This window comes from Sphingomonas sp. AOB5, from assembly GCF_029433115.1.
Lineage (GTDB): Bacteria > Pseudomonadota > Alphaproteobacteria > Sphingomonadales > Sphingomonadaceae > Sphingomonas.
In genome coordinates this window covers 1-20,470 of sequence record NZ_JARNTV010000061.1, presented here as the reverse complement: position 1 = coordinate 20,470, position 20,470 = coordinate 1, and the positions used below count along the sequence as shown (strand labels likewise).

The following is a 20,470-nucleotide window of genomic DNA, read 5'->3' as shown; positions in this document are numbered from 1 at the left end:
GCTTCCGCGCCGGTCATGCGCGGGCAGCACCAGGGCGCGATCTGCACCGGGCGGGCCGAGGAGGCCGACATTTCCGCCATCAACGCGCGCAGCAGCACCAGCGGGCGCTGAAACCCGCGGCCGAAAGCGGTGACGAAGGCATGGGCGGCGCAGGCGTCGTTCAGTCCGTTGGCGCCCATCTGGCGGATACCGAACAGCATGAGCCGCGCGCCGGGATCGTCCGACTGGATGGCGGGAAGGGCGGCGGTGAGGGTCGAGCTTGGGGGCATTGAGGGGCTCCGCGAGGATTCGAGAGCCAGTCTTGCGAGTTCGCTATTGATAGTCAATCGCAATAACGTGATGCGGTGCAGCGATGCGGCGATTGGCGGAGCAGGGCTTCAGCGCAGCAGCAGCATGTCGATCAGGGCAATGCCGATGGCGATGAAAAGGATTGCGCCGGCCGCGGCGACCCAGCCCCATGGCGTATGTGGCGCGAGCAGCGGACTCTCCGGCATGATGGTGCCGGGATCGACTCCGGTTTCCATCGCGAGCGCCGCGGCGAAGCGATCCCAGATGACAGGATCGGCGGTGGCATCGGTGCCCAGCGCGCGGATCAGCGAAGCGTGTACGTCCCCGGCAGTCCCCCAGTTCGGAGCATCGGCCTTGTCGAGAATCACGCCGAATTCGCGCTCGACATCAAGGATGGCGGCGATCTCGTCTCCATCGCCGCCCAGGCCGACACTTGCTGGCGCATCGTTGGTCATGACCGGAGCCTAGCGGGCCGGACGGAAGCCGCCAATCAGTCCGGCAATTCGCCGTTCGCTTCCAGGACCGTGCCCGCCAGATAGAGCGAGCCGAGGACCAGCACCACGCACGGCCTGCCTCCATGGGGTAGGCGGGCGAGGGCGGTGGGCACGTCGTCCTCCGTCTCGGTGATGGGAGTGCCCATTTCGCGGGCGATCTCGGCGAGGTGGCCGGGATAGTGATGGGCGTGGCCCTCGACCGGCACCGCCGTGAGCGAGGCGATGCGCGAGGCGAAATGCCAGATCAGCGACTCGGCGTCCTTGTTCTCCAGCATGCCCAGGATCAGGTGGATCGGGCGGCCCTGCGCGATCTCCCAGATGGCGGAGGCGATCGCTTCGGCGGCAGCAGGATTGTGGCCGCCATCGAGCCAAAGCTCGCTGTGTTCGGGCAGGTTCGCGGTGAGCGGGCCATCGGACAGGCGCTGCATGCGTGCGGGCCAGCGGGCGCGGCGCGAGGCATCGACCAGCGCGCCGATCGAGATGGGAATGGCGGACTGAAAGCGGAGCATCGCCAGCGCCAGCGCGTAATTGGCGGGCTGGTGAAGGCCGACAAGCGCGGGCGGCGGCGCGTTGATGGTCTGGCGCGGATCGATGAAGCGGACCGTTTCGAGGTCGTAGACGTAGCGCCACGCCTCACCCTCGGCGATCACGATCGCGCCGGCGGCGTCGGCGACCTTGCGGATGCGCTTCGCGACCGGTTCGGGATAGCGCATCGTCACCAGCATCTTGCCGCGCTTGGCGATGCCGGCCTTCTCGGCGGCGATATCCTCGATGGTGTGGCCCAGGAAGGATTCGTGATCCATGCCGAGCTGGGCGATTCCGGTGATCGCGGGATCGGGGATGACGTTGGTGGCGTCGAGCCGCCCGCCAAGGCCGACCTCGATCACGCAGGCGTCGGCCGGAATGCGCGAGAAGGCGAGGAAGGCGGCGGCGGTCGTCACTTCGAAGAAGCTGGCGCCGATGCCTTCGGCATGGTCGAGCACTTCGGAGAGGAGTTCGGCCAGCGCCTCGTCCTCGATCAGCTTGCCGGCGAGGCGGATACGCTCGTTGAAGCGGACCAGATGCGGGCTGGAATAGACATGGACCTTCTTGCCCGCGGATTCGAGCGCGGCGCGGATGAAGGCGCAGGTCGAGCCTTTCCCGTTGGTGCCCGCGACATGGAACACCGGCGGCAGGCTGCGATGCGGATTGCCGATCCGGTCGAGCAGCGCGGTGATCCGCTCGAGGCCGAGGATATCGGCGCCGGGGGACAGCGCGGTCAGGCGGTCGAGCTGGGCTTGGACCGCGGGGGAGGAGGAAGTGGCGTGATCGGGCATCGGGGTACTTCTAGCCCTCCTCTTCAGAGGAGGGGTTGGGGTGGAGGATATATTCTGGGCACCGGTCTCTGCGAGGCGATGACTGCCCCACCCCAAACCCCTCCCCTGAAGGAGAGGGGCTTAAGAGGGTCACGCCGCCTGCTTGGCCTCGCACAGCAGGCCGATCAGGCGGCCCAGCGTCTCGCGCAGTTCCTTGCGGTGGGTGACCATGTCGACGAGACCGTGATCGTAATAATATTCCGAGGTCTGGAAATCGTCGGGCAGCTTTTCGCGGATCGTGTTCTCGATCACGCGGCGGCCGGTGAAAGCCAGGGTCGCGCGGGGTTCGGCGATCTGGACGTCGCCGAGCATCGCATAGGCCGCCATGACACCACCCGAAGTGGGGTCGGTCAGCACCACGATATAGGGCAGGCCCGCATCGTGGAGCATCTCGATCGCCACCGTGGTGCGCGGCATCTGCATCAGGCTGAGAATACCCTCCTGCATGCGCGCGCCGCCCGAGGCGGTGAAGACGATATAGGGCGCGCGGGCGCCGATCGCGGCTTCGACGCCGGCGATGAAGGCTTCGCCCACCGCCTGACCCATCGATCCGCCCATGAAAGCGAAATCCTGTACGCCGATCACGGTGCGGCGGCCGAGGATCGTGCCGCTGGCGTTGAGGAACGCATCCGGCTCGCCGGTTTCGGTGCGCGCGGCCTTCAACCGGTCGACATAGCGCTTCGAGTCGCGGAACTTGAGCGGATCCTCGGCGACCTTGGGGCTGGCAAGGACGGTGTAGCCGGGATCGAACAGCGCAGCGAAGCGCTCGGCCGGGCCGATGCGCTCATGGAAGTCGCAATGCGGGCAGACGCTCTGGTTTTCCTCGAGTTCCTTGAGGAACACCATCGTCCCGCAACCCTTGCACTTGTGCCAGAGATTGTCGGGCGTCTCGCGCTTGGTGACATAGGCGAGCGCGTTACGGACGCTGCTGATCCAGCTCATGCGACTTCCTTAGCGGCGTGAATCGCCGTCGATAGTGAATGGATATAGGCGCGGACGTGTTCCGGCGCACCCTCGCCATGTTCGGCGATGATATCGATGATGGCCGAGCCGACCACGACGCCGTCCGCAACGCGGGCGATGGCGGCGGCCTGATCGGGCGTACGCACGCCGAAACCGACCGCGACGGGCAGGGTGGTGGCGGACTTGAGCCGGGCGACGGCGCTTTCGATGCTGTCCTGCGCGGCCTGTTGCAGGCCGGTGATGCCGGCGACCGAGACATAATAGAGGAAGCCCGAAGCGCCCTCGAGCACGGCGGGCAGGCGCGCGGTGTCGGTGGTCGGTGTGGCGAGGCGGATATTGGCGACGCCATGCGCGCGAAGCTGCTGGCCCAGGCTGTCATCCTCCTCGGCGGGGATATCGACGCAGATCACCCCGTCCACGCCTGCCTTGGCTGCGGCTTCGGCGAACCAGTCCGGCCCGCGCGCGACCATTGGATTGGCATAGCCCATCAGCACCAGCGGCGTATCGGGGTGGCGCTGGCGGAAGGCGGTGGCGATCGCGAACACATCGGCGGTGCGCGTGCCCTTGGCGAGGCTGCGCAGATTGGCGGCCTGGATCGCGGGGCCATCGGCCATCGGATCGGTGAAGGGCATGCCCAGCTCGATCACGTCCGCCCCGCCCGCGACGAGCGCGTCGAGATTGGCAGCGGTATCGCCGTCACCCGCGGTGATGAAGGTGACGAGCGCGGGATGACCCTTGGCGAAGGCGTTGGCGAGGCGAGCGGTCATGCGGTGCGCTTCCGGCGTTTTTTGAGGCTTTTCTGACGGTTGGCGCGGTGCTTGATGATCAGTTCCAGGGCCAGCGTGGAGAGTGCGGCGAGGATCAAAGCGGCGGCGAGGCTGGTCCATTGCGCGCCGCGGAAATAGATCGCCGGCAGGACGACGAAGACCGACAGCGAGATGCAGAAGGTCGCCAGCGGGCGGATCCAGCGGTGATAGGGGACCGGCGGCAGATCGGCGCGGCGGCGGATATGGCGGCGCTTCAGGCTGAGCTTCACAGCTTCACCCCCAGCGCTTCGGCCACGGTGAAGATGTCCTTGTCGCCGCGGCCGGAAACGTTGACGATAATGATCTGGTCGTCGCGATATTTCAGGGCATTGGTTTCGAGAGCTGCGAGTGCGTGCGAGCTTTCCAGCGCGGGGATGATGCCTTCGAGCTGGCAGCAGAGCTGGAACGCGTCGAGCGCTTGGCTGTCGGTGATCGGCTCGTACTTCACGCGGCCGCTTTCGTGCAGCCAGCTATGTTCGGGGCCGATACCGGGATAGTCGAGGCCTGCAGAGATCGAGTGTGCCTCGGTGATCTGGCCGTCTTCGTCCTGGAGCAGATAGGTGCGGTTGCCGTGCAGGATGCCGGGGACGCCGCCGTTGAGGCTGGCGGCATGCTGGCCGGTCTCGATGCCATGGCCCGCCGCCTCGACGCCGACCATCGCCACGTCGGCATCGTCGAGGAAGGGGTGGAACAGGCCGATCGCGTTCGATCCGCCGCCCACCGCCGCGATCAGCAGGTCGGGCAGCTTGCCCTCGGCCTTCAGGATCTGCGCGCGCGCCTCGGTGCCGATCACGCTCTGAAAGTCGCGGACCAGTTCGGGATAGGGGTGCGGGCCGGCTGCTGTGCCGATGATGTAGAAGGTGTCGTGGACGTTCGCGACCCAATCGCGAAGGGCCTCGTTCATCGCATCCTTCAGCGTCTGTGCGCCGCTGGTGACGGGCGTGACCTCGGCACCGAGCAGCTTCATGCGGAACACGTTGGGCTGCTGCCGCGCGACGTCGACCGCGCCCATGAAGATGGTGCAGGGCAGGCCGAAGCGCGCCGCAACGGTGGCGGTGGCGACGCCATGCTGGCCCGCGCCGGTCTCGGCGATGATCCGGGTCTTGCCCATGCGGCGGGCGAGCAGAATCTGGCCGATGCAATTGTTGATCTTGTGCGCGCCGGTGTGATTCAGCTCCTCGCGCTTGAAATAGATCTTCGCGCCCATCTTTTCGCCATTTGGGCCCGCGGGTGCGCCCTTGCGGTAATGCTCGGTCAGCCGCTCGGCGAAATAGAGCGGGCTGGGGCGACCGACATAATGCTCCAGCAGATCGTCGAATTCGGCTTGGAAGGCGGGATCGGCCTTGGCCGCGCGATACTCGCGCTCCAGATCGAGGATCAGCGGCATCAGCGTCTCGGCGACGAAGCGGCCGCCGAACTGGCCGAAATGCCCGCGTTCGTCAGGCAGGTTACGCAGGGAATTGGGCAGGGTGACAGTGTCGGTCATCGGGTCTCTCACGGGTTCGGTGGACGGTCGCTGGCTGGGAAGCAAGCGGTCAGCGCCATCGAAATCCGGCAGGGGCGAGAGGCGTCAGCATCGTGCCACCGCTTTAAGGAACGCGGCGATCTTGTCCACATCCTTGACGCCGGGTGCTGTCTCGACCCCGGATGAGACGTCGACCAGCGGCGCGCCGGTGATACGTGCGGCCTCGGCGACATTGGTGGGATCAAGGCCGCCCGAGAGCGCCCAGGGGAGCGGGTGACGGAAATCCTGCAACAGGGTCCAGTCGAAGCGCAGGCCCATGCCGCCGGGCAGGGCGGCGCTGTCGGGTGTCTTGGCGTCGTAGAGGATGCGATCGGCGGCGCCCCGATAGGCGGATGCGGCATCGAGATCGGCGCGGGTCTTTACCGCGACGGCGACCCAGACGGGGATACGGGCGCGGATCGCGGCGGCGCGTTCGGGGGTGACCTTGTGTAGCTGGACGGCAGTGAGCGCGGGCAGCGTGGCTTCGAGCAGGGCGTCGTCGGGATCGACGAACACGCCGACGCGGCCGACATGACCCGGCACCCGAGCGGCAAGCGAATGGGCCCGCGCGAAATCGAGATTGCGGGGGCTGGGCGGAAAGAAGACGAAGCCGACATGGCTCGCGCCGCCCGCTATTGCGGCGTCGAGGGTTTCGGGCGTCGAAAGGCCGCAAATCTTGGCGGTGACGGGCATCGCAGCGCGCTAGGATGCGGCGGGCGGACCTGTCAAATCAGGCGATCTTTCGCGGCGACAAGGCCATCGGCAGTAGCGCAGAGACCAGAGCGACGCGTGCAATCGCATTTCCTGGCCGCCTAGCCGAGCGGCTTGACCAGCACCGTCATGAACAGCGGCGGGTCCATCGGGATCGGGAAGTCGCGGCGTTCGCCCGATACGGCATAGCCGCGGCGGACATACCAGGCGATCAGCTCGGCGCGCTGTTCGATCACGGTCATTTCCATGGTGGTGGCGCCGAAAATGTCGCGTGCGGTGCATTCCGCTGCCTCGACGAGCTGGCGGCCGAGGCCGCCAGCCTGAAGCTGCGGATCGACGCACAGCAGGCCGAGATAGGCCAGGCCGCCGCCGCGATGCTGGACGTTGACGCAGCCGATTACGGTATCGCCGTTGCGGGCGATCAGCAGACGGCTGGCGGGATCGTCGATCAGGCCGCGTAGCGTCTCCAGATCGGTGCGCTCGCCCTCGGGGATCAGGTCCGATTCGTGGGTCCAGCCGGCGCGGGCGGCGTCGCCGCGATAGGCGCGCTCGATCACCGGATGCAGCGCGGCGAGATCGTCATGGATGGCGGTCCGGATATCGGCGGCGAACGTCATGCGACGCCCTATAGGCAGGATCGCGTTCGCGCGATATCACCAAGGCGGAGGGGGAGTATCATGCTGCGTACTGCATTGATCGCATTCGGAATTCTGGTGGCACCGGCGGCGCAGGCGCGCGACTGGTGGCTGATGACGGTGGAGAAGGACGAGGGCCGCACGGTGTTCGTCGATCTGCAGAGTCCCAAGGATGCCGGGGAGGATATCCGCAGCATCGATATCCTGATGGTGTTCGAACAGGACCGGGCGGGTGCCGCGGCGGGGATCGTGAACATCTCGCTTGGCTGCAAGGCGCCGAAGGCGCGGATCAACGGAGTCACCCGGATCGATACGTCGGGCAAGCCGAACGGCACCGAGCCGACGGACACTGAATGGGGCGAAGTTTCGCCGGGATCGAATTTCGCCGATCTGGCCGATCTGGCGTGCGGCCGCCGGAAGCTCGACACCAAAAGCTATGGCGACGGCCTGCCGATCGTCGATGGCCGGGCGCTGCTGCAGGGCGGCGAGAACGCAAAATGATGGCGCGGCGTGAGGGGAGAGCGAAGATGATCCGGATGGCGGGCATTGCGGCGGCGATCCTGTTCGCCGCACCGGCGCAGGCGCAGGACTGGCGGCTGATTTCGATCGAGCCGGACGGTCCGGTGGTGTTCCTCGATGCGGCGAACATCGTGCCGGGAGAGCAGAACCTGCGCAGGCTCGACCTGCTGATGATTCGCCGGACCGGCGACCGGGGTTTCTCGTCGTTCCGGGTCCGCATGTCGGTCGATTGCGACAAGCCGCGTATGCGCACCGAGCAGGTGTGGATCTATGCCGATGACGGCGCCGAGATGGGGTCTGGACCGGGGCAAAACCAGTGGATCGACACGGTGGGCGAGAACGGGCTGCGCACGACCGACATGGTATGCGGGCGCAAGCCGCTGCCGGATCGTTCGTTCGGGCCGAAGCCGCCGCTGGCCGAAGCGCGCAAGATGATCGAGGAGTCGTGAAGGGTATGAAGACGCTGTTCGGCGCGCTGCTGGCGCTCGGTTTCCTTGCTCCGGCCGCACAGGCGCAGGACTGGCGCGTGATCGGGGTGATCCCGAGCACCGGCATGATCGCGATCATCGACGCCGAAGGGATCGACCGGACCGGACCGAACCCGGTCGCACGGATCGTGGTGGTCATGGCGCCCGACAGGAAGCCGTTTGCGGCGATGGACGGCCGGGTCGGCTTCGACTGCAAGGCGAAGTTGATGCGCGGGCTGGAGGGCGTCGCCTTCGACGGCGCGGGCAACACCGTGTTCAACGCGGGCAGCGAGCCGGAATGGGGCACGCCGCCGCCGGGATCGCCATTCGAACTGGCCTATCGCGTGGTGTGCGAGAATGCGCAGCCCGGCGAGCGGATCGGGACCGGCGCGGCGCTGCCGTTCGCGAGGGGCCGTGAACTGCTGGCAGCGGCACAGACAGGCCGCCGCTAGGGCGTCAGTTCCGGCCCGAGCTGAAAGTGGCGACTGCGCCGAGCGTGGTCTCGCCATCGCGATAGACCGCGAAGCACAGCATCAGCACCTCGCCCGAGCTGTCGTTCCTGTAGATGCGGCAGCGGCCATTGCTGGTCGGAGCCGCCACCGCCTTGCCGACGGTGACGCTATCCATGGTGATGTCGCTGGCGTCGCCGGGATGGCCCGCAAATGTCGCAACCAGCGTGTCGCCCTTGTAGAAGCTGGCCTGCTTGCCCGGTTCGATGACGACGCGGTCGCACTGGACCGTCGTTACGTCCTTCGCGCCGTCGCGCTGCTTCATCATGCTGGGCAAAGTGGGGTTGGGAACGCACTTGCCCTTGAGTTCGATGGGCGTGTCCTGCGGCGAAAGGGCGCCGAACGCCAGCGCGGCGAGCCAGAGCGCGATCACAGCGTGGCTTCGATCGCGCGGGCGGCCATGTCGGGGTCCTCGGCCTGGGTAATCGGGCGGCCGACCACCAGGATCGAGGCACCGGCGTCGAGCGCGGCGCGGGGCGTCACAACCCGCTTCTGATCGCCGACCGGGCCGTCCGCGGGGCGGACGCCGGGAACGACGAAGAAGCCATCATGCCACAGCTTCTTGGCGGCAGCGACTTCGTTGCCCGAGCAGACGATGCCATCCACGCCGGATTCGCGGGCGAGCTCGGTCAGGCGCATCACCTGCTCGTGCGGATCGGGGGCGAGGCCGATCGAGGTTAGGTCGCTCGAATCGAGGCTGGTAAGCATCGTCACCGCGACCACCTTGGTGCCGGTGGGCGCCGCGGCCTTGGCGTCTTCCAGCATCGCCCGGCCGCCTGCGGCATGCACGGTCAGGATCGCGGGGTTGAGCGGGCGCAGCGCTTGGATCGCCTTGCCGACGGTGTTGGGAATGTCGTGGAACTTCAGGTCGAGGAAGATCGGCAGGCCGATCTCGGCCATTTCGTGCACCCCGGCGCGGCCATTCGCCATGAAGAATTCGAGGCCCAGCTTGATCCCGCCGACATGCTTGTGGACGCGGGTGGCGATGGCCTTGGCGCGTTCCAGATCGGGCGTGTCGAGCGCGACGTAGAGCGGCGTGCTCATGCGCCCGTCTCCGGGAACAGCGTCGTGGAGGGCGCTGCGGGCAGCGCAGGCAGCGCTTCGGGTTCGGCAGGGGCCGGCGTGATCGCGCGGATATCGGCGAGCGCGCGCTCCAGCCCCGCGATCCGCTGGCGGCTGCGCCAGCGCAGGCCGTGATAGGCGAGCAGCATCGGCAGGAACCCGAGCAGGAAGACCACGATCAGCATCAGCGGCAGGCTGAAATCGGCGATCAGCCCACCCCACAGATGGATGCTGACGCGTTCGTCGCCATTATAGATCACGAAGGCCGCGACGAGGCCGCCCAGCAACAGCCAGAACAGCACCTTCAGAAACCGCATTCCGCTCCCTTCCTCGCGACCATATGACGATGGTTTAGGACGGCGAGGCTCGCAAGTCACTCCCTCTCCCCTTGTGGGAGAGGGAAGGGGCCCGCTCGCGAAGCGAGTGGGAGTTGGGTAACGAGACCTAAGTCCCCCTCACCCTTCCGCCGCTTTGCGGCTCCCTCCCTCTCCCACAAGGGGAGAGGGAAAGAAGGTCAGCCGATCTCTGCCCTGAGTTCATCGAACAGGCCCGGCACCGCCTTCAGCCGTGGCTCTTCCTCGTCGAGGATCGCGTGGAAGGCGGCCTTCTTGATCTCCGCGATGCGGGTCTGGGGCAGGCAGTTGGAGGGGGGCAGGGTGGACAGGATGATGTCCACCAGCCTGTCCGCGCCGTGGAGGCGGCCCCACAGATAGTCGTTCTCGCGATAGGCGCGGCTGAAAAAGGCGCCGAAGCTGTTGAACTGGATCCCTTTGAGCGACTTTTCCGCGCCGCCGCTGCGGATAGCGCAGGCATCGTCGGGGGCGATGCGATCGACGCGGATCGGATCGAATTCGTCCACCCCCTCGCCCTGCAGGATCGGCAGCGTCGCGATATCGAAGAAGGGGAAGCCGAGATGGGCGAGCAGCAGGGGGCGGCGCAGCTCCTTGGAGAGCTGGCTGAACCCCTGGGAAAGCCGCGCGTCGGTGGCGGTGTCGAGCGCCTTCAGCCCCATACGCGCCGCGACTTCGTCGAGCAGCGGGCCGGCATCGCCCTCCATCCGGCGCACCAGCGGCTTCAGGTCGGCAAAGGTGTCGGCGCGCTTGCATTCGAGATAGGCGGCGAGCGATTCGTAGATCGCCTCGCGCATCGGCAGCAGTTCGGCATGCGATCCGGGCAGGTCGATATCGGTCAGGCGACGCGCGAGCAGGCGCAGGCGGCGGATGCGGAAGCCGAGATCGTGTGCGCGCAGGAATTCGAGCGTCTCGGGGCTGGCGCCGTTCGACTGGGTCGCGCCGAATTGTGCCTGACCGCGTTCCTTGACCGACTTCGCGACGGAATCACGGATCTCGCGCAGCCGCTCCGGACCCTGACGATCGCCGATCTGGTAGAGGAGGCGCGCGGTGCGATCGATCGCGCCGTTGACCTTGAGCAGGCCATAGGCGGTGTGGCCATATCCGGCCTTGGCCGCGGCAGCGATCTGGGCGCGGCGGCGCCATGCGGCGAGCCGCTTGGGCGTCGGATAGTCCATGAACAGCGTGTAGCCGAACAGCGCCTCGACCTGGGTTTCCACTTCGGCGCGAATCTCGCCGATGATCGCCAGCATCTGCTCGATCCGCTCCGAACGCGCGGCGATCTCTTCCAGATTGTCGCGGATCGGCTGTTCGCGCGGCAGTTCGGAAAGGGCGCCGATGATCGTCTGGAAAAAGCCCGGCGTATCGGTCCGTTCGCCGTAGAGCGCGAGGCGGCCATCGGGGAAGGGGTCGATGAAGACGAAGCGGCGGTCGACCTGACGGCGGGCGGGACGTTCGCGCAGGGCCTCGATCGCCGGGCGGAACGGCGCGTTGGCGAGGACCGAGCCGTCGATCAGCACCGCTTTCTCAGCGCGATTGTCGGCCCATTGATGCGACAGCGCATGTTCGAGGAAGGCGTCGCGGCCGGGCCATGAGGTGCCGCGTTCCTTCAGCGCCTCATCCATCTCGGCGACGGTGAAGGGCGGGAAGGCGCCGGGGAAGCTCGACGTAGCGCGCGCGGCAAAGGCCAGTTCGCAGCGATGGGCGAAATCGCCTTCGTTGGCCGCGCCATGATCGGTGAAGGAAAAGACGAGGCGATGCTCGGTCTCCATCACTTGTGGCGGGGAATTGAGCCGCAGCCGCTCGGCATGGCCGCGGAAATCGGTGACGGTGACGAACAGGTCGAGTGGCTGGCCCTCGGGCAGCAGGCGCTTCTCCGCCGGCGCCTTGGCCATGGCTTCGAACGCGTCGAGGATGGTGTGGAGCAGCTGCTTGCCGCCAAAGGGCGGTTCGAACCAGCGCGAGCGGATGAACTTTTCGAGCTTCAGGCGGACTTCGTCGCGAGCGGCGACCTCCACCGTGGCGTCGATCGTCTTGGCGCGATTGGCGACCATCCAGGCGAGCGGCACCGCCCAGATCTTCGCCAGCTTGTGCGACGGTGCTTGGCTGGGCGCGAGCAATGCCTCGACATCGGCATATTCCATCCACAGATCGGTTAGCGGATCGAGCGACTGGCCGGTGGCGATAGCTTGCGCCAGGAACACCGCGTTGATCCCCCCCGCGCTGGCGCCCGCGACGATATCGACCAGCACGCGCAACCGGATGCCGGTGGTTTCCTGAATTTCCTGCAGCATGGCGTGATACACGCCCTCGCTGCCGCCATTGGGCTTGTCGCCGTCACGCGAGGCACGGCTGGCATGGGCGAGCCGCCAGATCTCCTTGGTGATGCCGTGCATGTACACGGCCAGGCTGATGCCGCCGTAGCAGACCAGTGCGAGCCGCAGCTCGCGTTCGTGGATTGTCGTCACCCTAAGCCCGCTCCACCGTCGCCCATATGGGGAGGTGATCCGAGGCTGTACGCGATGCGGCGCTGTCATGCACCCCGGCTGCGGTGAAGCGCAGATCGGGCGAGGCCATGATCCGGTCGAGCCGCGCGACGGGGCGGCGGGCATGGAAGCTGCGGCCGGTCTCGGCGAAACAGTAATGCGCGGCGAAGTCCTTCAGGCAGCCCGAACCTGCAGTCCAGTCGTTCAGGTCGCCCATCAGCACGGTCGGATGCTGGTGCGTGCTCGACTGGACATGGGCGATGATAGCATGCGCCTGACGCCGCCGCCAAAGCCCCGAAAGATCGAGATGCATGCCGACGAAGCGCACCACCTGACCGTTTACGCGCACATCGGCCATCACCGCGCCGCGGGGCTCCAGCGCGGGCAGGTGGATCTGCTCATAATCCACGATCTCGGCGTCCTTGGGCACCAGCAACGCATTGCCGTGCCAGCCCATGCTGGTGGCGCGCGTGCCGAACGGGATCGCCTTATACGGGCTGTGATCCAGCAGCAGATGCGAGGTCATCACCGCGGCACGCGTGCCGAAGCGGCGGTCCGCCTCCTGCAACGCCACGACGTCGGCACCGATCTCGCACAGAACCTGCAGCGTACGCTCGGGCCTGCGCCGCCGATCGGTGCCGATCGACTTGCGCATATTGTAACTGGCAACCTTGATCATCTGGCCCCTCTATGGCGGGGGCGGTGGCGACCGCGCAAGCTATTCAGGCCTCGTCTTCCTGATGCCTGGCTTCCTCGGCAGCGGCGAGGAGACTTCGGGCGGTGCCTTCGGCCGCAGCCGGGGTCATGGTGATCGCGACCCCGTCCGGGCCGTCGAGGATCACCTTGCCTTGTTCGGCGCCTGCGACGCCGGGTGTCGTCAGCGTTTCCTTGTGACCTACCTTTTCCATCCTCATGGCGATTTTCCTTCGGCCCGGAGAAAATACTGGGGCCGCGGTGACAACCGATGGGCGGCGTTAAGTATCCCGCACGATCAGCGTCCGCCGGCTTCGAGCAGGCGGCGCGGGGCGACCAGCTCCCAGCTGCGGGCGATGCGATCGCCGACATGGTCCCAGTCGGTGTCGGCGGGTTCGAGATTGATCGAGACCCAGCCGGCGCGGAAATAGGCCGGGCGGCTGTAGAGATCGGGCATGTTCTCGATCAGCGACGCTGCTTCCTCGGGATCGCCCGTCTTGACGATGATCACCGTGCGATCGTCGCCATGATGATCGTGACGGAACTGGCCGAACATCTTGCCCGCCGCGAAGAAGGTCGGCTGCATATGGCTGGGCCGTTCCTCGCTCTCGGGAAGGGCGAGGGCGATCTCGCGGACTTTCGTCAGGATGCGGTCGGGGTCGGGGCTGAGCGGCATAGGAACTCCGCGAGAACCTTGGGATAGAGCTTATGCTCCTCCTTCAGCACGCGTTCGGCAAGGCTTTCCGGCGTGTCGCGGGCTTCGATCCGGACGCGGGCCTGACCCAGCACCTCGCCGCCATCCAGCTCCTCGGTGACGATATGGACCGAGCAGCCGGCCTCCATGTCGCCCGCCACCAGTGCGCGGCGATGCGTATCGAGGCCCTTGTAGAGCGGCAACAGCGAGGGGTGGATGTTGAGGATATTGCCGCGCCAGCGCTCGACGAACGCGTCGGATACGAGGCGCATATAGCCGGCAAGGGCGATCACCTCGACACCTGCTTCGCGCAGCGCCGAGTCGATTGCGGCTTCATATTCGGCCTTCGGGATGCCCTTGGGCGAATGGCTGAAGGTCGGGACGCCCTGTTCGGCCGCCCAGGCGAGGCCCGCTGCGTCCGGCTTGTCGCTGGCGACGAGGGCGACTTCGTAGGACGAGGCGGACGTGCGGGATGCCTCGACCAGCGACATCATATTCGAGCCGCGGCCCGAGATGAGGATGCCGATCTTGCGCTTCATTGGTTATGCGTCGCGGTCCAGTCGCCGCGGCCGCCCCAGGTCTCGTCGCTGCCCTTTACGGTGCAGCCGCGCTGGCCTTCCGACACGGCACCGATGGAAAACACCGTCTCGCCAGCGGCTTGCAGTGCTTGTGTGACCGCAGTCACATTTTCCGGCGCCACGATCACCGCCATGCCGATACCGCAGTTGAAAGTCCGCGCCATCTCTTCGGGCTCGATATTGCCCTGTGCCTGCAGGAACGCCATCAGCCGCGGTTGTTCCCACGCATCGGCATCGACCGTGGCGTGGCAATTGGCAGGCAGGACGCGCGGGATATTCTCGAGCAGGCCGCCGCCGGTGATATGGGCGAGGCCCTTCACCAGGCCGGCCTGAACCGAGGGGAGCAGGCTCTTCACGTAAATCTTCGTCGGGGCCATCAGCGCGTCGATCAGGATCACCTCTTGATCGAACAGGGCCGGGCGGTCGAGCTTCCAGCCTTTGTCGGCGGCGAGGCGGCGGACAAGGCTGAAGCCGTTCGAGTGCACGCCCGCCGAAGCGAGGCCGAGGATCACGTCGCCGGGGGCGACCTTCGATCCGTCGAGCAGATTCTCGCGCTCGACCGCACCGACGCAGAAGCCGGCCAGATCGTAGTCGCCGTCCGAATACATGCCGGGCATTTCGGCAGTCTCTCCGCCGATCAGCGCGCAGCCGGCCTGACGGCAGCCCTCGGCAATCGAGGCGATCACGGTCTGTGCGACCTGCTGGTCGAGCTTTCCGCTGGCATAATAATCGAGGAAGAAGAGCGGCTCGGCGCCCTGCACGATCAGATCGTTGGCACACATCGCGACCAGATCGATGCCGACGCCCTCGTGACGGCCGCTTTCGATGGCGAGCTTCAGCTTGGTGCCGACGCCGTCGTTTGCGGCAACGAGCAGCGGATCCTTGTAGCCGGTGGCCTTAAGGTCGAACACGCCGCCGAACCCGCCCAGATCGGCGTCCGCACCCGGCCGCCGCGTCGAACGGGCGAGGGGGGCGATGGCGCGGACCAGCGCGTTGCCGGCTTCGATCGATACGCCTGCCTGGGCGTAAGTGTAGCTTTCAGGGTCGCTCATGGCGCGCGCTTAGCGACATCGCGCTTGGAATTCCACGCCCGCTTCGCCAAAAGGGCGCGGAATGATCCGTCGCCGCTCTCCTTTCATCTATGGTTTCGCTGCTGCGGTGCTGATCGCAGGGGCTGCGGGGGGCGTGATGGCCCAGCGCGGCAAGGCCGGCGCGAACACCGCTTCCAGCGATCCGGCCAGCTTCGAGGTGTCGGGCGTCGAAGTCGATGTACGCGGCGCGGATGCCGATGCGGCGCGGACCGACGGCTGGCGGGTGGCGCAGCGCAAGGGCTGGGACCTGCTGGCGCGGCGGCTGACCGGCCGGAGCAGCAGCCTTTCCGATTCGGCGCTCGATGCGCTGGTGACCGGCATCGTCGTCGAGCATGAGCAGATCGGGCCGAACCGCTATATCGCCAAGCTGGGCGTGCTGTTCGACCGCAGCAAGGCTGGCGCGATTCTGGGCGTGAACAGCACGGTCTCGCGCTCCACGCCGATGCTGCTGGTGCCGGTCGAATGGACCGGCGGCACCGGTCGCGTGTTCGAGCGGCCGACGGCGTGGGCTGCGGCCTGGACCCGCTTCCGCAGTTCGAACAGCACGATCGACTATGTCCGCCCGCGTGGCGGCGCTGGCGACGCGCTGCTGATCAACGCCGGACAGATCGGGCGGCGCGGGCGCGGATGGTGGCGCGCGATCGTCGATCAATATGGCGCGACCGACGTGCTGATCGCCGAAGTGCAGCTTCGCCCCGATTATCCGGGTGGACCTGTGACCGCGATCTTCACCGCCAGCCATGGGCCGGACCGGGTGCGGATCACCCAGTTCGCGCTGCGGGTCGATAATGCCGCGGGCCTCGATTCGATGCTCGACAAGGGCATCGAGCGGATCGACCGCGCGTATCAGGCCGCACTCGCCAGCGGTGCGCTGAAGACCGATCATCTGCTCGCCTATCGCCCGCCCGAAGAAAAGCCGGTGGAGGAAGAAGAGACGCCCGAGGATTCGGCGTCCCCGAGCGCGACTCCGGGCGTGACCGATACGACGGCGAGCTTCACCGTACAGGTCGAGACGCCGACCGCGGCTTCGGTCAATGCGGCCGAATCGGGCGTGCGCGGCGTACCGGGCGTGCGCAGTGCCAGCACCACCAGCCTGGCGCTTGGCGGGGTTTCGGTGATGAGCGTCCGTTATGACGGACCGATCGGCAGTCTGCGCGCGGCGCTGGAAGGGCGCGGCTGGCAGGTTCAGGAAGGGCCGGGCGTGCTGCGCATCCGGCGGCCGGGCGGCGGCGGAAGCCCCAACCCCCAGCCTTCGGACAGCCCGAAGAGCGAATGAACCAGCTCGCGCTGCCGCTCGTCATTCCCGAAACGAGCGAGACGGAGTTCCTCGTCGGCGATTCGAACGTGCGCGCGGTGCAGATGCTCGAGCGCTGGGCGACCTGGCCGGTGATGGCCGGGCTGCTGATCGGACCGCGCAAATCGGGCAAGAGCCTGTTGGCGCGCATCTTCGCCGCGAAATCCGAAGGCCATTTCATCGACGATGCGGATCGGGTGAGCGAGACCGCTATCTTCCATGCGTGGAACAAGGCGCAGGCCGATCACAAGCCGCTGCTGATCGTTACCGAGGATCTGTGGCAGGTGAAGCTGCCAGACCTGCGCTCGCGGCTGGCCGCGACGCCGCTGTTGTCTCTGCAGGCGCCCGATGACGCACTGGTGCCGCTGCTGCTGAACAAATTCTTCGAGCGCCGCATGCTGGTGGCGCCGCCCGAGCTGATCCTGTGGCTGACCAAGCGGGTGGAGCGGAGCCATGTCGCGCTGATCCGGGTGGCGGATGCGCTGGAAAATGACGCGCATGAGCGGCGCAGTCCGCGCTTATCGATTACACATGCCCGCGCCACCCTGATTCGCGCCGGCGTGCTGGCCGAATCCGAAAGCGAGACGCAATGACGAACGCCGCCCCGACGATCGCCGAAGATGCGCCTGCCGAGACCGCCGACCCGCTTGAGGGGAAACGTTATTTCAATCGCGAGCTGAGCTGGCTCGCCTTCAATCGCAGGGTGATGGAGGAAGCGTGCAACCGCGCGCATCCGCTGCTGGAGCGGCTGCGCTTCCTGTCGATCTCGGGCAGCAATTTCGACGAGTTCTTCATGGTCCGCGTGGCCGGCCTGATGGGCCAGCACATGCAGAAGGTGGAGGCGCGATCGGTCGATGGCCTGACGCCCGAGGAACAGCTGGAAGCGATCGTCGCCGAGGCTGAGGTGCTGGCGGACAATCAGCAGGGTGTGTGGAACGACATCCGCGCCGAGCTGGCCGCGACCGGCATCGAGGTGCTCGACAAGGACGAGATCGAGGGCGAGACCGAGAAGTGGCTGGAAAGCCATTTCCGCGAGCAGATCTTCGCGATCCTGACGCCGCAGGCACTCGACCCCGCGCATCCGTTCCCGTTCATTCCCAATCAGGGATCGAGCGTGATCTTCGACCTGGTCCGCCGTTCGGACAAGGAGCCGATCCGCGAGCTGGTGCTGTTGCCGACCACCATGCCGCGCTTCGTCCGCTTGCCCGGCAAGAAGGGGGCGGCCGCGCGCTATGTCACGGTCGAGACGCTGCTCAAGCGCTTCTCGCACCTGATGTTCCCCGGATATGATGTGCTGGGGTCCGCTGCGTTCCGTGTGCTGCGCGACAGCGATATCGAAATCGAGGAAGAAGCCGAAGACCTCGTCATGACCTTCCGCAGCGCGATCAAGCGCCGGCGGCGCGGGCGCGTGATCCGTCTCGAGATGGAAGACGGGATCGACGAGGCGCTTCAGGAAGTGCTGTTCGAGGAACTGGGCGGCCGCGAGGCGTTGCTGACCGAGACCGGTGGTTTCCTGGGCGTGGGCGACCTGTCGATGCTGGTCGATGAGGACCGGCCGGACCTGAAGTTCCAGCCCTATACGCCGCGCTTTCCCGAGCGGATTCGCGAATATGGCGGCGATTGCTTCGCCGCGATCCGGGCCAAGGATATCGTCGTCCACCACCCCTATGAGAGCTTCGACGTGGTGCTTTCGTTCCTGGGGCAGGCGGCGGCCGATCCGGACGTGGTGGCGATCAAGCAGACGCTGTATCGCGCAGGCAAGCAGTCGGCGGTGATCAACGCACTGATCGCGGCGGCGGAGGCGGGCAAGTCGGTTACGGCGGTGGTCGAGCTGAAGGCGCGGTTCGACGAGGAGCAGAACCTGTACTGGGCGACCGCGCTGGAGCGCGCCGGGGTGCAGGTGGTCTATGGCTTCATCGACTGGAAGACCCACGCCAAGATATCGATGGTGGTGCGGCGCGAAGGCAACGGGTTCCGTACCTATTGCCACTTCGGGACCGGCAATTATCACCCGATCACCGCGCGCATCTATACCGATCTGAGCTTCTTCACCGCCGATCCGCGTGTCGGGCGCGATGCGGTCAAGGTGTTCAACTACGTCACCGGCTATGTCGAGCCGCATGGGCTGGAGATGCTCGGCATTTCCCCGCGCGATCTGCGCCCGCGGCTGATGGAGCTGATCGACGAGGAGATCGCCCATGCCCGTGCCGGCCAGCCGGCGGTGCTGTGGGCGAAGATGAACTCGCTGGTCGATCCGGCGATCATCGAGAAGCTGTATGAAGCGAGCAATGCGGGCGTGGAGATCGAACTGGTCATCCGCGGCATCTGCTGCCTGCGGCCCGGCGTGCCGGGGATGTCGGACAATATCCGGGTGAAGTCGATCGTCGGCCGCTTCCTTGAGCATAGCCGCATCTGGGTGTTCGGCGGCGGCAAGGCGCTGCCCAATGACGGGGCGAAGGTGTTCATCTCGTCCGCCGACTGGATGCAGCGCAATTTCGACCGCCGCGTCGAATATATGCTGCCGATCCGCAACAAGACGGTGCACGACCAGATCGTCGATCAGGTGATGGTCGCGAACCTGATCGACAATGAGCAGAGCTGGGAACTGAAGCCGGACGGCCATTACACCCGGGTCGAGCCGGGCGAGACGCCGTTCAACCTGCACCGCTATTTCATGACCAATCCGTCGCTCTCCGGGCGCGGCGCGGCGCTGGAGAAGAGTAGCGGATCGGTGCCGAAACTCACGCTGAAGCGTTCGAAGAAGCGCAAATGAGCACGCTCCTGTTCCGCAAGCCCCGCGCGGGCCAAGCCAGTGCTGTCGTGCCGCACCGGGTGGCGATCATCGATATCGGGTCCAACTCGATCCGTCTGGTCGTCTATCAGGGCACCGCGCGGCTGCCCGCGATCCTGTTCAACGAGAAGGTGATGGCGGGTCTCGGCCGCTCGCTGAACGAGACCGGGGCGATCGACGCATCGGCGCTGGCGATGGCCCGCGGGGCGTTGGCGCGGTTCGCGGCGTTGGCGCGGGAGATGCAGGTCGCCGAACTGCGCGTGGTGGCTACCGCAGCGGTGCGTGATGCGTCGAACGGGCGCGAGATCATCGATGCGGCGAACCAGATGGGGCTCGAGGTCGAGCTGCTCTCCGGCGAGGAAGAGGCGATGGCCTCCGGGCTGGGCGTGCTGTCGGGCATTCCCGATGCGGATGGCATTGTCGGCGATCTGGGCGGCGGTAGCCTCGAGCTGGTGCGCGTGGTGGCCGGCACGGTGACCGACCGCGTCTCCTTCCCGCTGGGCGTTCTGCGGCTGGCGGCGATCCGCGCCAAGCCGCAGGGCACGCTGGACCGGCGCGTCGGCAAGCTGATCGCCGAGGCCGGGTGGAAGGGGCGGGGCAAGGATCTGCCCTTCTATCTGGTCGGCGGATCGTGGCGCGCGCTGGCGCGGCTCGACATGCACCTGACCGATTATCCGCTGCCGATCATCCATCAATATCCGATCGCGGCCGAGCAGGTGACCCGGCTGGGCCGCACGATCAGCCATGTCGCCAGGGGCAAGCTGCGCGCGATTCCGAACCTGTCGGGCGGCCGCGTAGCGACGCTGGGCGATGCGACAGCGTTGCTGGCGAGCGTGCTCAAGCATCTGGGCAGCGAACAGACCATCGTATCGGCCTATGGGCTGCGTGAGGGGCTGTTGTTCGCCCGGTTGAGCGAGGCGCAGCGGCGCGAGGACCCGCTGATCGTGGCGGCGCGCGACGAGGGGCAGCGGCTGGGCCGCTTTCCCGAGCATGGCGACCTGCTCAACGACTGGATCGAGCCGCTGTTCGAAGGCGAGCCGCCCGAACTGGAGCGGCTGCGGCACACCGCGTGCCTGCTGGCCGATGTGGGTTGGCGCGCGAACCCCGAGTTCAGGGCCGAGCGCGGTATCGAGATCGCGCTGCACGGCAACTGGGTGGGGATCGACCCGGCGGGCAGGGC

The 20,470-nt window shown here is 66.8% G+C and carries 25 protein-coding genes; 7 read left to right on the top strand and 18 right to left on the bottom strand.

Features of this window, described 5'->3' with window-relative positions:
- The 9 genes from P1X14_RS18185 to P1X14_RS18145 form a co-directional block, all read right to left on the bottom strand.
- A partial coding sequence (locus P1X14_RS18185) for a DUF6628 family protein (protein ID WP_346770462.1) occupies window positions 1-269 on the bottom strand: 269 nt, incomplete at its 3' end.
- Window positions 270-377: 108 nt separating this feature from the next.
- Window positions 378-743 carry a hypothetical protein gene (locus P1X14_RS18180; RefSeq protein ID WP_277316835.1) on the bottom strand — a complete coding sequence of 122 codons (366 nt, stop codon included), beginning with the start codon at window positions 741-743 and terminating at the stop codon, window positions 378-380.
- Window positions 744-778: 35 nt separating this feature from the next.
- Entirely contained in the window at window positions 779-2,098 is a 1,320-nt protein-coding gene (locus P1X14_RS18175) for a folylpolyglutamate synthase/dihydrofolate synthase family protein (RefSeq protein ID WP_277316834.1), read from the bottom strand.
- Window positions 2,099-2,227: 129 nt separating this feature from the next.
- Window positions 2,228-3,079 (bottom strand): acetyl-CoA carboxylase, carboxyltransferase subunit beta, encoded by an 852-nt coding sequence (gene accD / locus P1X14_RS18170; protein ID WP_277316833.1) that lies wholly within the window; start codon window positions 3,077-3,079, stop codon window positions 2,228-2,230.
- Window positions 3,076-3,867 carry a tryptophan synthase subunit alpha gene (trpA, locus tag P1X14_RS18165; RefSeq protein ID WP_277316832.1) on the bottom strand — a complete coding sequence of 264 codons (792 nt, stop codon included), beginning with the start codon at window positions 3,865-3,867 and terminating at the stop codon, window positions 3,076-3,078. Before trpA ends, accD begins: the two co-directional genes overlap by 4 nt.
- Window positions 3,864-4,136: a hypothetical protein gene (locus tag P1X14_RS18160; RefSeq protein WP_277316831.1), complete on the bottom strand. Its 273-nt coding sequence runs from the start codon at window positions 4,134-4,136 to the stop codon at window positions 3,864-3,866. The genes trpA and P1X14_RS18160 overlap by 4 nt, the downstream gene beginning before the upstream one ends.
- Window positions 4,133-5,392, bottom strand: coding sequence for a tryptophan synthase subunit beta (gene trpB, locus P1X14_RS18155; RefSeq protein ID WP_277316830.1), 1,260 nt, complete (start codon window positions 5,390-5,392; stop codon window positions 4,133-4,135). The genes P1X14_RS18160 and trpB overlap by 4 nt, the downstream gene beginning before the upstream one ends.
- Before the next feature lie 84 nt (window positions 5,393-5,476).
- Window positions 5,477-6,103: a phosphoribosylanthranilate isomerase gene (locus P1X14_RS18150; RefSeq protein WP_277316829.1), complete on the bottom strand. Its 627-nt coding sequence runs from the start codon at window positions 6,101-6,103 to the stop codon at window positions 5,477-5,479.
- A 119-nt stretch (window positions 6,104-6,222) separates the two neighbouring features.
- Window positions 6,223-6,738 carry a GNAT family N-acetyltransferase gene (locus P1X14_RS18145; protein WP_277316828.1) on the bottom strand — a complete coding sequence of 172 codons (516 nt, stop codon included), beginning with the start codon at window positions 6,736-6,738 and terminating at the stop codon, window positions 6,223-6,225.
- A 60-nt stretch (window positions 6,739-6,798) separates the two neighbouring features.
- Here P1X14_RS18145 and P1X14_RS18140 point away from each other — a divergent pair, with 60 nt between their 5' ends.
- Genes P1X14_RS18140 through P1X14_RS18130 form a run of 3 tightly spaced genes read left to right on the top strand, consistent with a single transcriptional unit; the run spans window position 6,799 to window position 8,194 of the window.
- Window positions 6,799-7,257: a surface-adhesin E family protein gene (locus P1X14_RS18140; protein WP_277316827.1), complete on the top strand. Its 459-nt coding sequence runs from the start codon at window positions 6,799-6,801 to the stop codon at window positions 7,255-7,257.
- Between the two features lie 26 nt (window positions 7,258-7,283).
- A complete protein-coding gene (locus P1X14_RS18135; RefSeq protein ID WP_277316826.1) occupies window positions 7,284-7,724 on the top strand; it encodes a surface-adhesin E family protein in 441 nt (146 codons plus the stop codon).
- Between the two features lie 5 nt (window positions 7,725-7,729).
- Entirely contained in the window at window positions 7,730-8,194 is a 465-nt protein-coding gene (locus P1X14_RS18130) for a surface-adhesin E family protein (protein ID WP_277316825.1), read from the top strand.
- 4 nt (window positions 8,195-8,198) lie between these two features.
- Here P1X14_RS18130 and P1X14_RS18125 read toward each other — a convergent pair whose 3' ends face one another.
- From P1X14_RS18125 to purM, 9 genes are all read right to left on the bottom strand, one after another.
- Entirely contained in the window at window positions 8,199-8,624 is a 426-nt protein-coding gene (locus P1X14_RS18125) for a hypothetical protein (RefSeq protein ID WP_277316824.1), read from the bottom strand.
- Window positions 8,621-9,295 carry an orotidine-5'-phosphate decarboxylase gene (gene pyrF / locus P1X14_RS18120; protein ID WP_277316823.1) on the bottom strand — a complete coding sequence of 225 codons (675 nt, stop codon included), beginning with the start codon at window positions 9,293-9,295 and terminating at the stop codon, window positions 8,621-8,623. Before pyrF ends, P1X14_RS18125 begins: the two co-directional genes overlap by 4 nt.
- Window positions 9,292-9,630 carry a LapA family protein gene (locus P1X14_RS18115; RefSeq protein ID WP_277316822.1) on the bottom strand — a complete coding sequence of 113 codons (339 nt, stop codon included), beginning with the start codon at window positions 9,628-9,630 and terminating at the stop codon, window positions 9,292-9,294. Before P1X14_RS18115 ends, pyrF begins: the two co-directional genes overlap by 4 nt.
- Window positions 9,631-9,827: 197 nt before the next feature.
- A complete protein-coding gene (locus tag P1X14_RS18110; RefSeq protein WP_277316836.1) occupies window positions 9,828-12,122 on the bottom strand; it encodes a patatin-like protein in 2,295 nt (764 codons plus the stop codon).
- Window positions 12,123-12,132: 10 nt separating this feature from the next.
- Window positions 12,133-12,828, bottom strand: coding sequence for an endonuclease/exonuclease/phosphatase family protein (locus P1X14_RS18105; RefSeq protein ID WP_277316821.1), 696 nt, complete (start codon window positions 12,826-12,828; stop codon window positions 12,133-12,135).
- 43 nt (window positions 12,829-12,871) lie between these two features.
- Entirely contained in the window at window positions 12,872-13,057 is a 186-nt protein-coding gene (locus tag P1X14_RS18100; protein WP_277316820.1) for a hypothetical protein, read from the bottom strand.
- 83 nt (window positions 13,058-13,140) lie between these two features.
- A complete protein-coding gene (locus P1X14_RS18095) occupies window positions 13,141-13,518 on the bottom strand; it encodes an MmcQ/YjbR family DNA-binding protein (protein ID WP_277316819.1) in 378 nt (125 codons plus the stop codon).
- Window positions 13,485-14,075, bottom strand: a complete 591-nt coding sequence (gene purN / locus P1X14_RS18090) for a phosphoribosylglycinamide formyltransferase (RefSeq protein WP_277316818.1) — start codon at window positions 14,073-14,075, stop codon at window positions 13,485-13,487. The genes P1X14_RS18095 and purN overlap by 34 nt, the downstream gene beginning before the upstream one ends.
- Window positions 14,072-15,166, bottom strand: a complete 1,095-nt coding sequence (gene purM, locus P1X14_RS18085) for a phosphoribosylformylglycinamidine cyclo-ligase (RefSeq protein WP_277316817.1) — start codon at window positions 15,164-15,166, stop codon at window positions 14,072-14,074. The genes purN and purM overlap by 4 nt, the downstream gene beginning before the upstream one ends.
- Window positions 15,167-15,227: 61 nt before the next feature.
- On the opposite strand from purM, the gene P1X14_RS18080 reads away from it, so the two are divergent.
- The 4 genes from P1X14_RS18080 to P1X14_RS18065 all read left to right on the top strand — a co-directional run.
- Complete coding sequence (locus P1X14_RS18080) at window positions 15,228-16,481, top strand: heavy-metal-associated domain-containing protein (protein WP_277316816.1); 1,254 nt, start codon at window positions 15,228-15,230, stop codon at window positions 16,479-16,481.
- On the top strand, window positions 16,478-17,092 hold the full coding sequence (locus P1X14_RS18075) for a chromosomal replication initiator DnaA (protein WP_277316815.1): 615 nt from the start codon (window positions 16,478-16,480) through the stop codon (window positions 17,090-17,092). Before P1X14_RS18080 ends, P1X14_RS18075 begins: the two co-directional genes overlap by 4 nt.
- Window positions 17,089-19,272, top strand: coding sequence for an RNA degradosome polyphosphate kinase (locus P1X14_RS18070; protein ID WP_277316814.1), 2,184 nt, complete (start codon window positions 17,089-17,091; stop codon window positions 19,270-19,272). The genes P1X14_RS18075 and P1X14_RS18070 overlap by 4 nt, the downstream gene beginning before the upstream one ends.
- A partial coding sequence (locus P1X14_RS18065; RefSeq protein ID WP_277316813.1) for a Ppx/GppA family phosphatase occupies window positions 19,269-20,470 on the top strand: 1,202 nt, incomplete at its 3' end. The genes P1X14_RS18070 and P1X14_RS18065, both read left to right, overlap by 4 nt.

Coding starts and splice junctions, on each gene's coding strand:
- pyrF (WP_277316823.1), bottom strand. CDS start 9,295: ATGAGCACGCCGCTCTACGTCGCGCTCGACACGCCCGATCTGGAACGC.
- P1X14_RS18145 (WP_277316828.1), bottom strand. CDS start 6,738: ATGACGTTCGCCGCCGATATCCGGACCGCCATCCATGACGATCTCGCC.
- P1X14_RS18115 (WP_277316822.1), bottom strand. CDS start 9,630: ATGCGGTTTCTGAAGGTGCTGTTCTGGCTGTTGCTGGGCGGCCTCGTC.
- P1X14_RS18130 (WP_277316825.1), top strand. CDS start 7,730: ATGAAGACGCTGTTCGGCGCGCTGCTGGCGCTCGGTTTCCTTGCTCCG.
- P1X14_RS18080 (WP_277316816.1), top strand. CDS start 15,228: ATGATCCGTCGCCGCTCTCCTTTCATCTATGGTTTCGCTGCTGCGGTG.
- accD (WP_277316833.1), bottom strand. CDS start 3,079: ATGAGCTGGATCAGCAGCGTCCGTAACGCGCTCGCCTATGTCACCAAG.
- P1X14_RS18150 (WP_277316829.1), bottom strand. CDS start 6,103: ATGCCCGTCACCGCCAAGATTTGCGGCCTTTCGACGCCCGAAACCCTC.
- P1X14_RS18070 (WP_277316814.1), top strand. CDS start 17,089: ATGACGAACGCCGCCCCGACGATCGCCGAAGATGCGCCTGCCGAGACC.
- P1X14_RS18175 (WP_277316834.1), bottom strand. CDS start 2,098: ATGCCCGATCACGCCACTTCCTCCTCCCCCGCGGTCCAAGCCCAGCTC.
- P1X14_RS18100 (WP_277316820.1), bottom strand. CDS start 13,057: ATGGAAAAGGTAGGTCACAAGGAAACGCTGACGACACCCGGCGTCGCA.
- trpB (WP_277316830.1), bottom strand. CDS start 5,392: ATGACCGACACTGTCACCCTGCCCAATTCCCTGCGTAACCTGCCTGAC.
- trpA (WP_277316832.1), bottom strand. CDS start 3,867: ATGACCGCTCGCCTCGCCAACGCCTTCGCCAAGGGTCATCCCGCGCTC.
- P1X14_RS18180 (WP_277316835.1), bottom strand. CDS start 743: ATGACCAACGATGCGCCAGCAAGTGTCGGCCTGGGCGGCGATGGAGAC.
- P1X14_RS18075 (WP_277316815.1), top strand. CDS start 16,478: ATGAACCAGCTCGCGCTGCCGCTCGTCATTCCCGAAACGAGCGAGACG.
- P1X14_RS18135 (WP_277316826.1), top strand. CDS start 7,284: ATGATCCGGATGGCGGGCATTGCGGCGGCGATCCTGTTCGCCGCACCG.
- purM (WP_277316817.1), bottom strand. CDS start 15,166: ATGAGCGACCCTGAAAGCTACACTTACGCCCAGGCAGGCGTATCGATC.
- purN (WP_277316818.1), bottom strand. CDS start 14,075: ATGAAGCGCAAGATCGGCATCCTCATCTCGGGCCGCGGCTCGAATATG.
- P1X14_RS18140 (WP_277316827.1), top strand. CDS start 6,799: ATGCTGCGTACTGCATTGATCGCATTCGGAATTCTGGTGGCACCGGCG.
- P1X14_RS18105 (WP_277316821.1), bottom strand. CDS start 12,828: ATGATCAAGGTTGCCAGTTACAATATGCGCAAGTCGATCGGCACCGAT.
- P1X14_RS18095 (WP_277316819.1), bottom strand. CDS start 13,518: ATGCCGCTCAGCCCCGACCCCGACCGCATCCTGACGAAAGTCCGCGAG.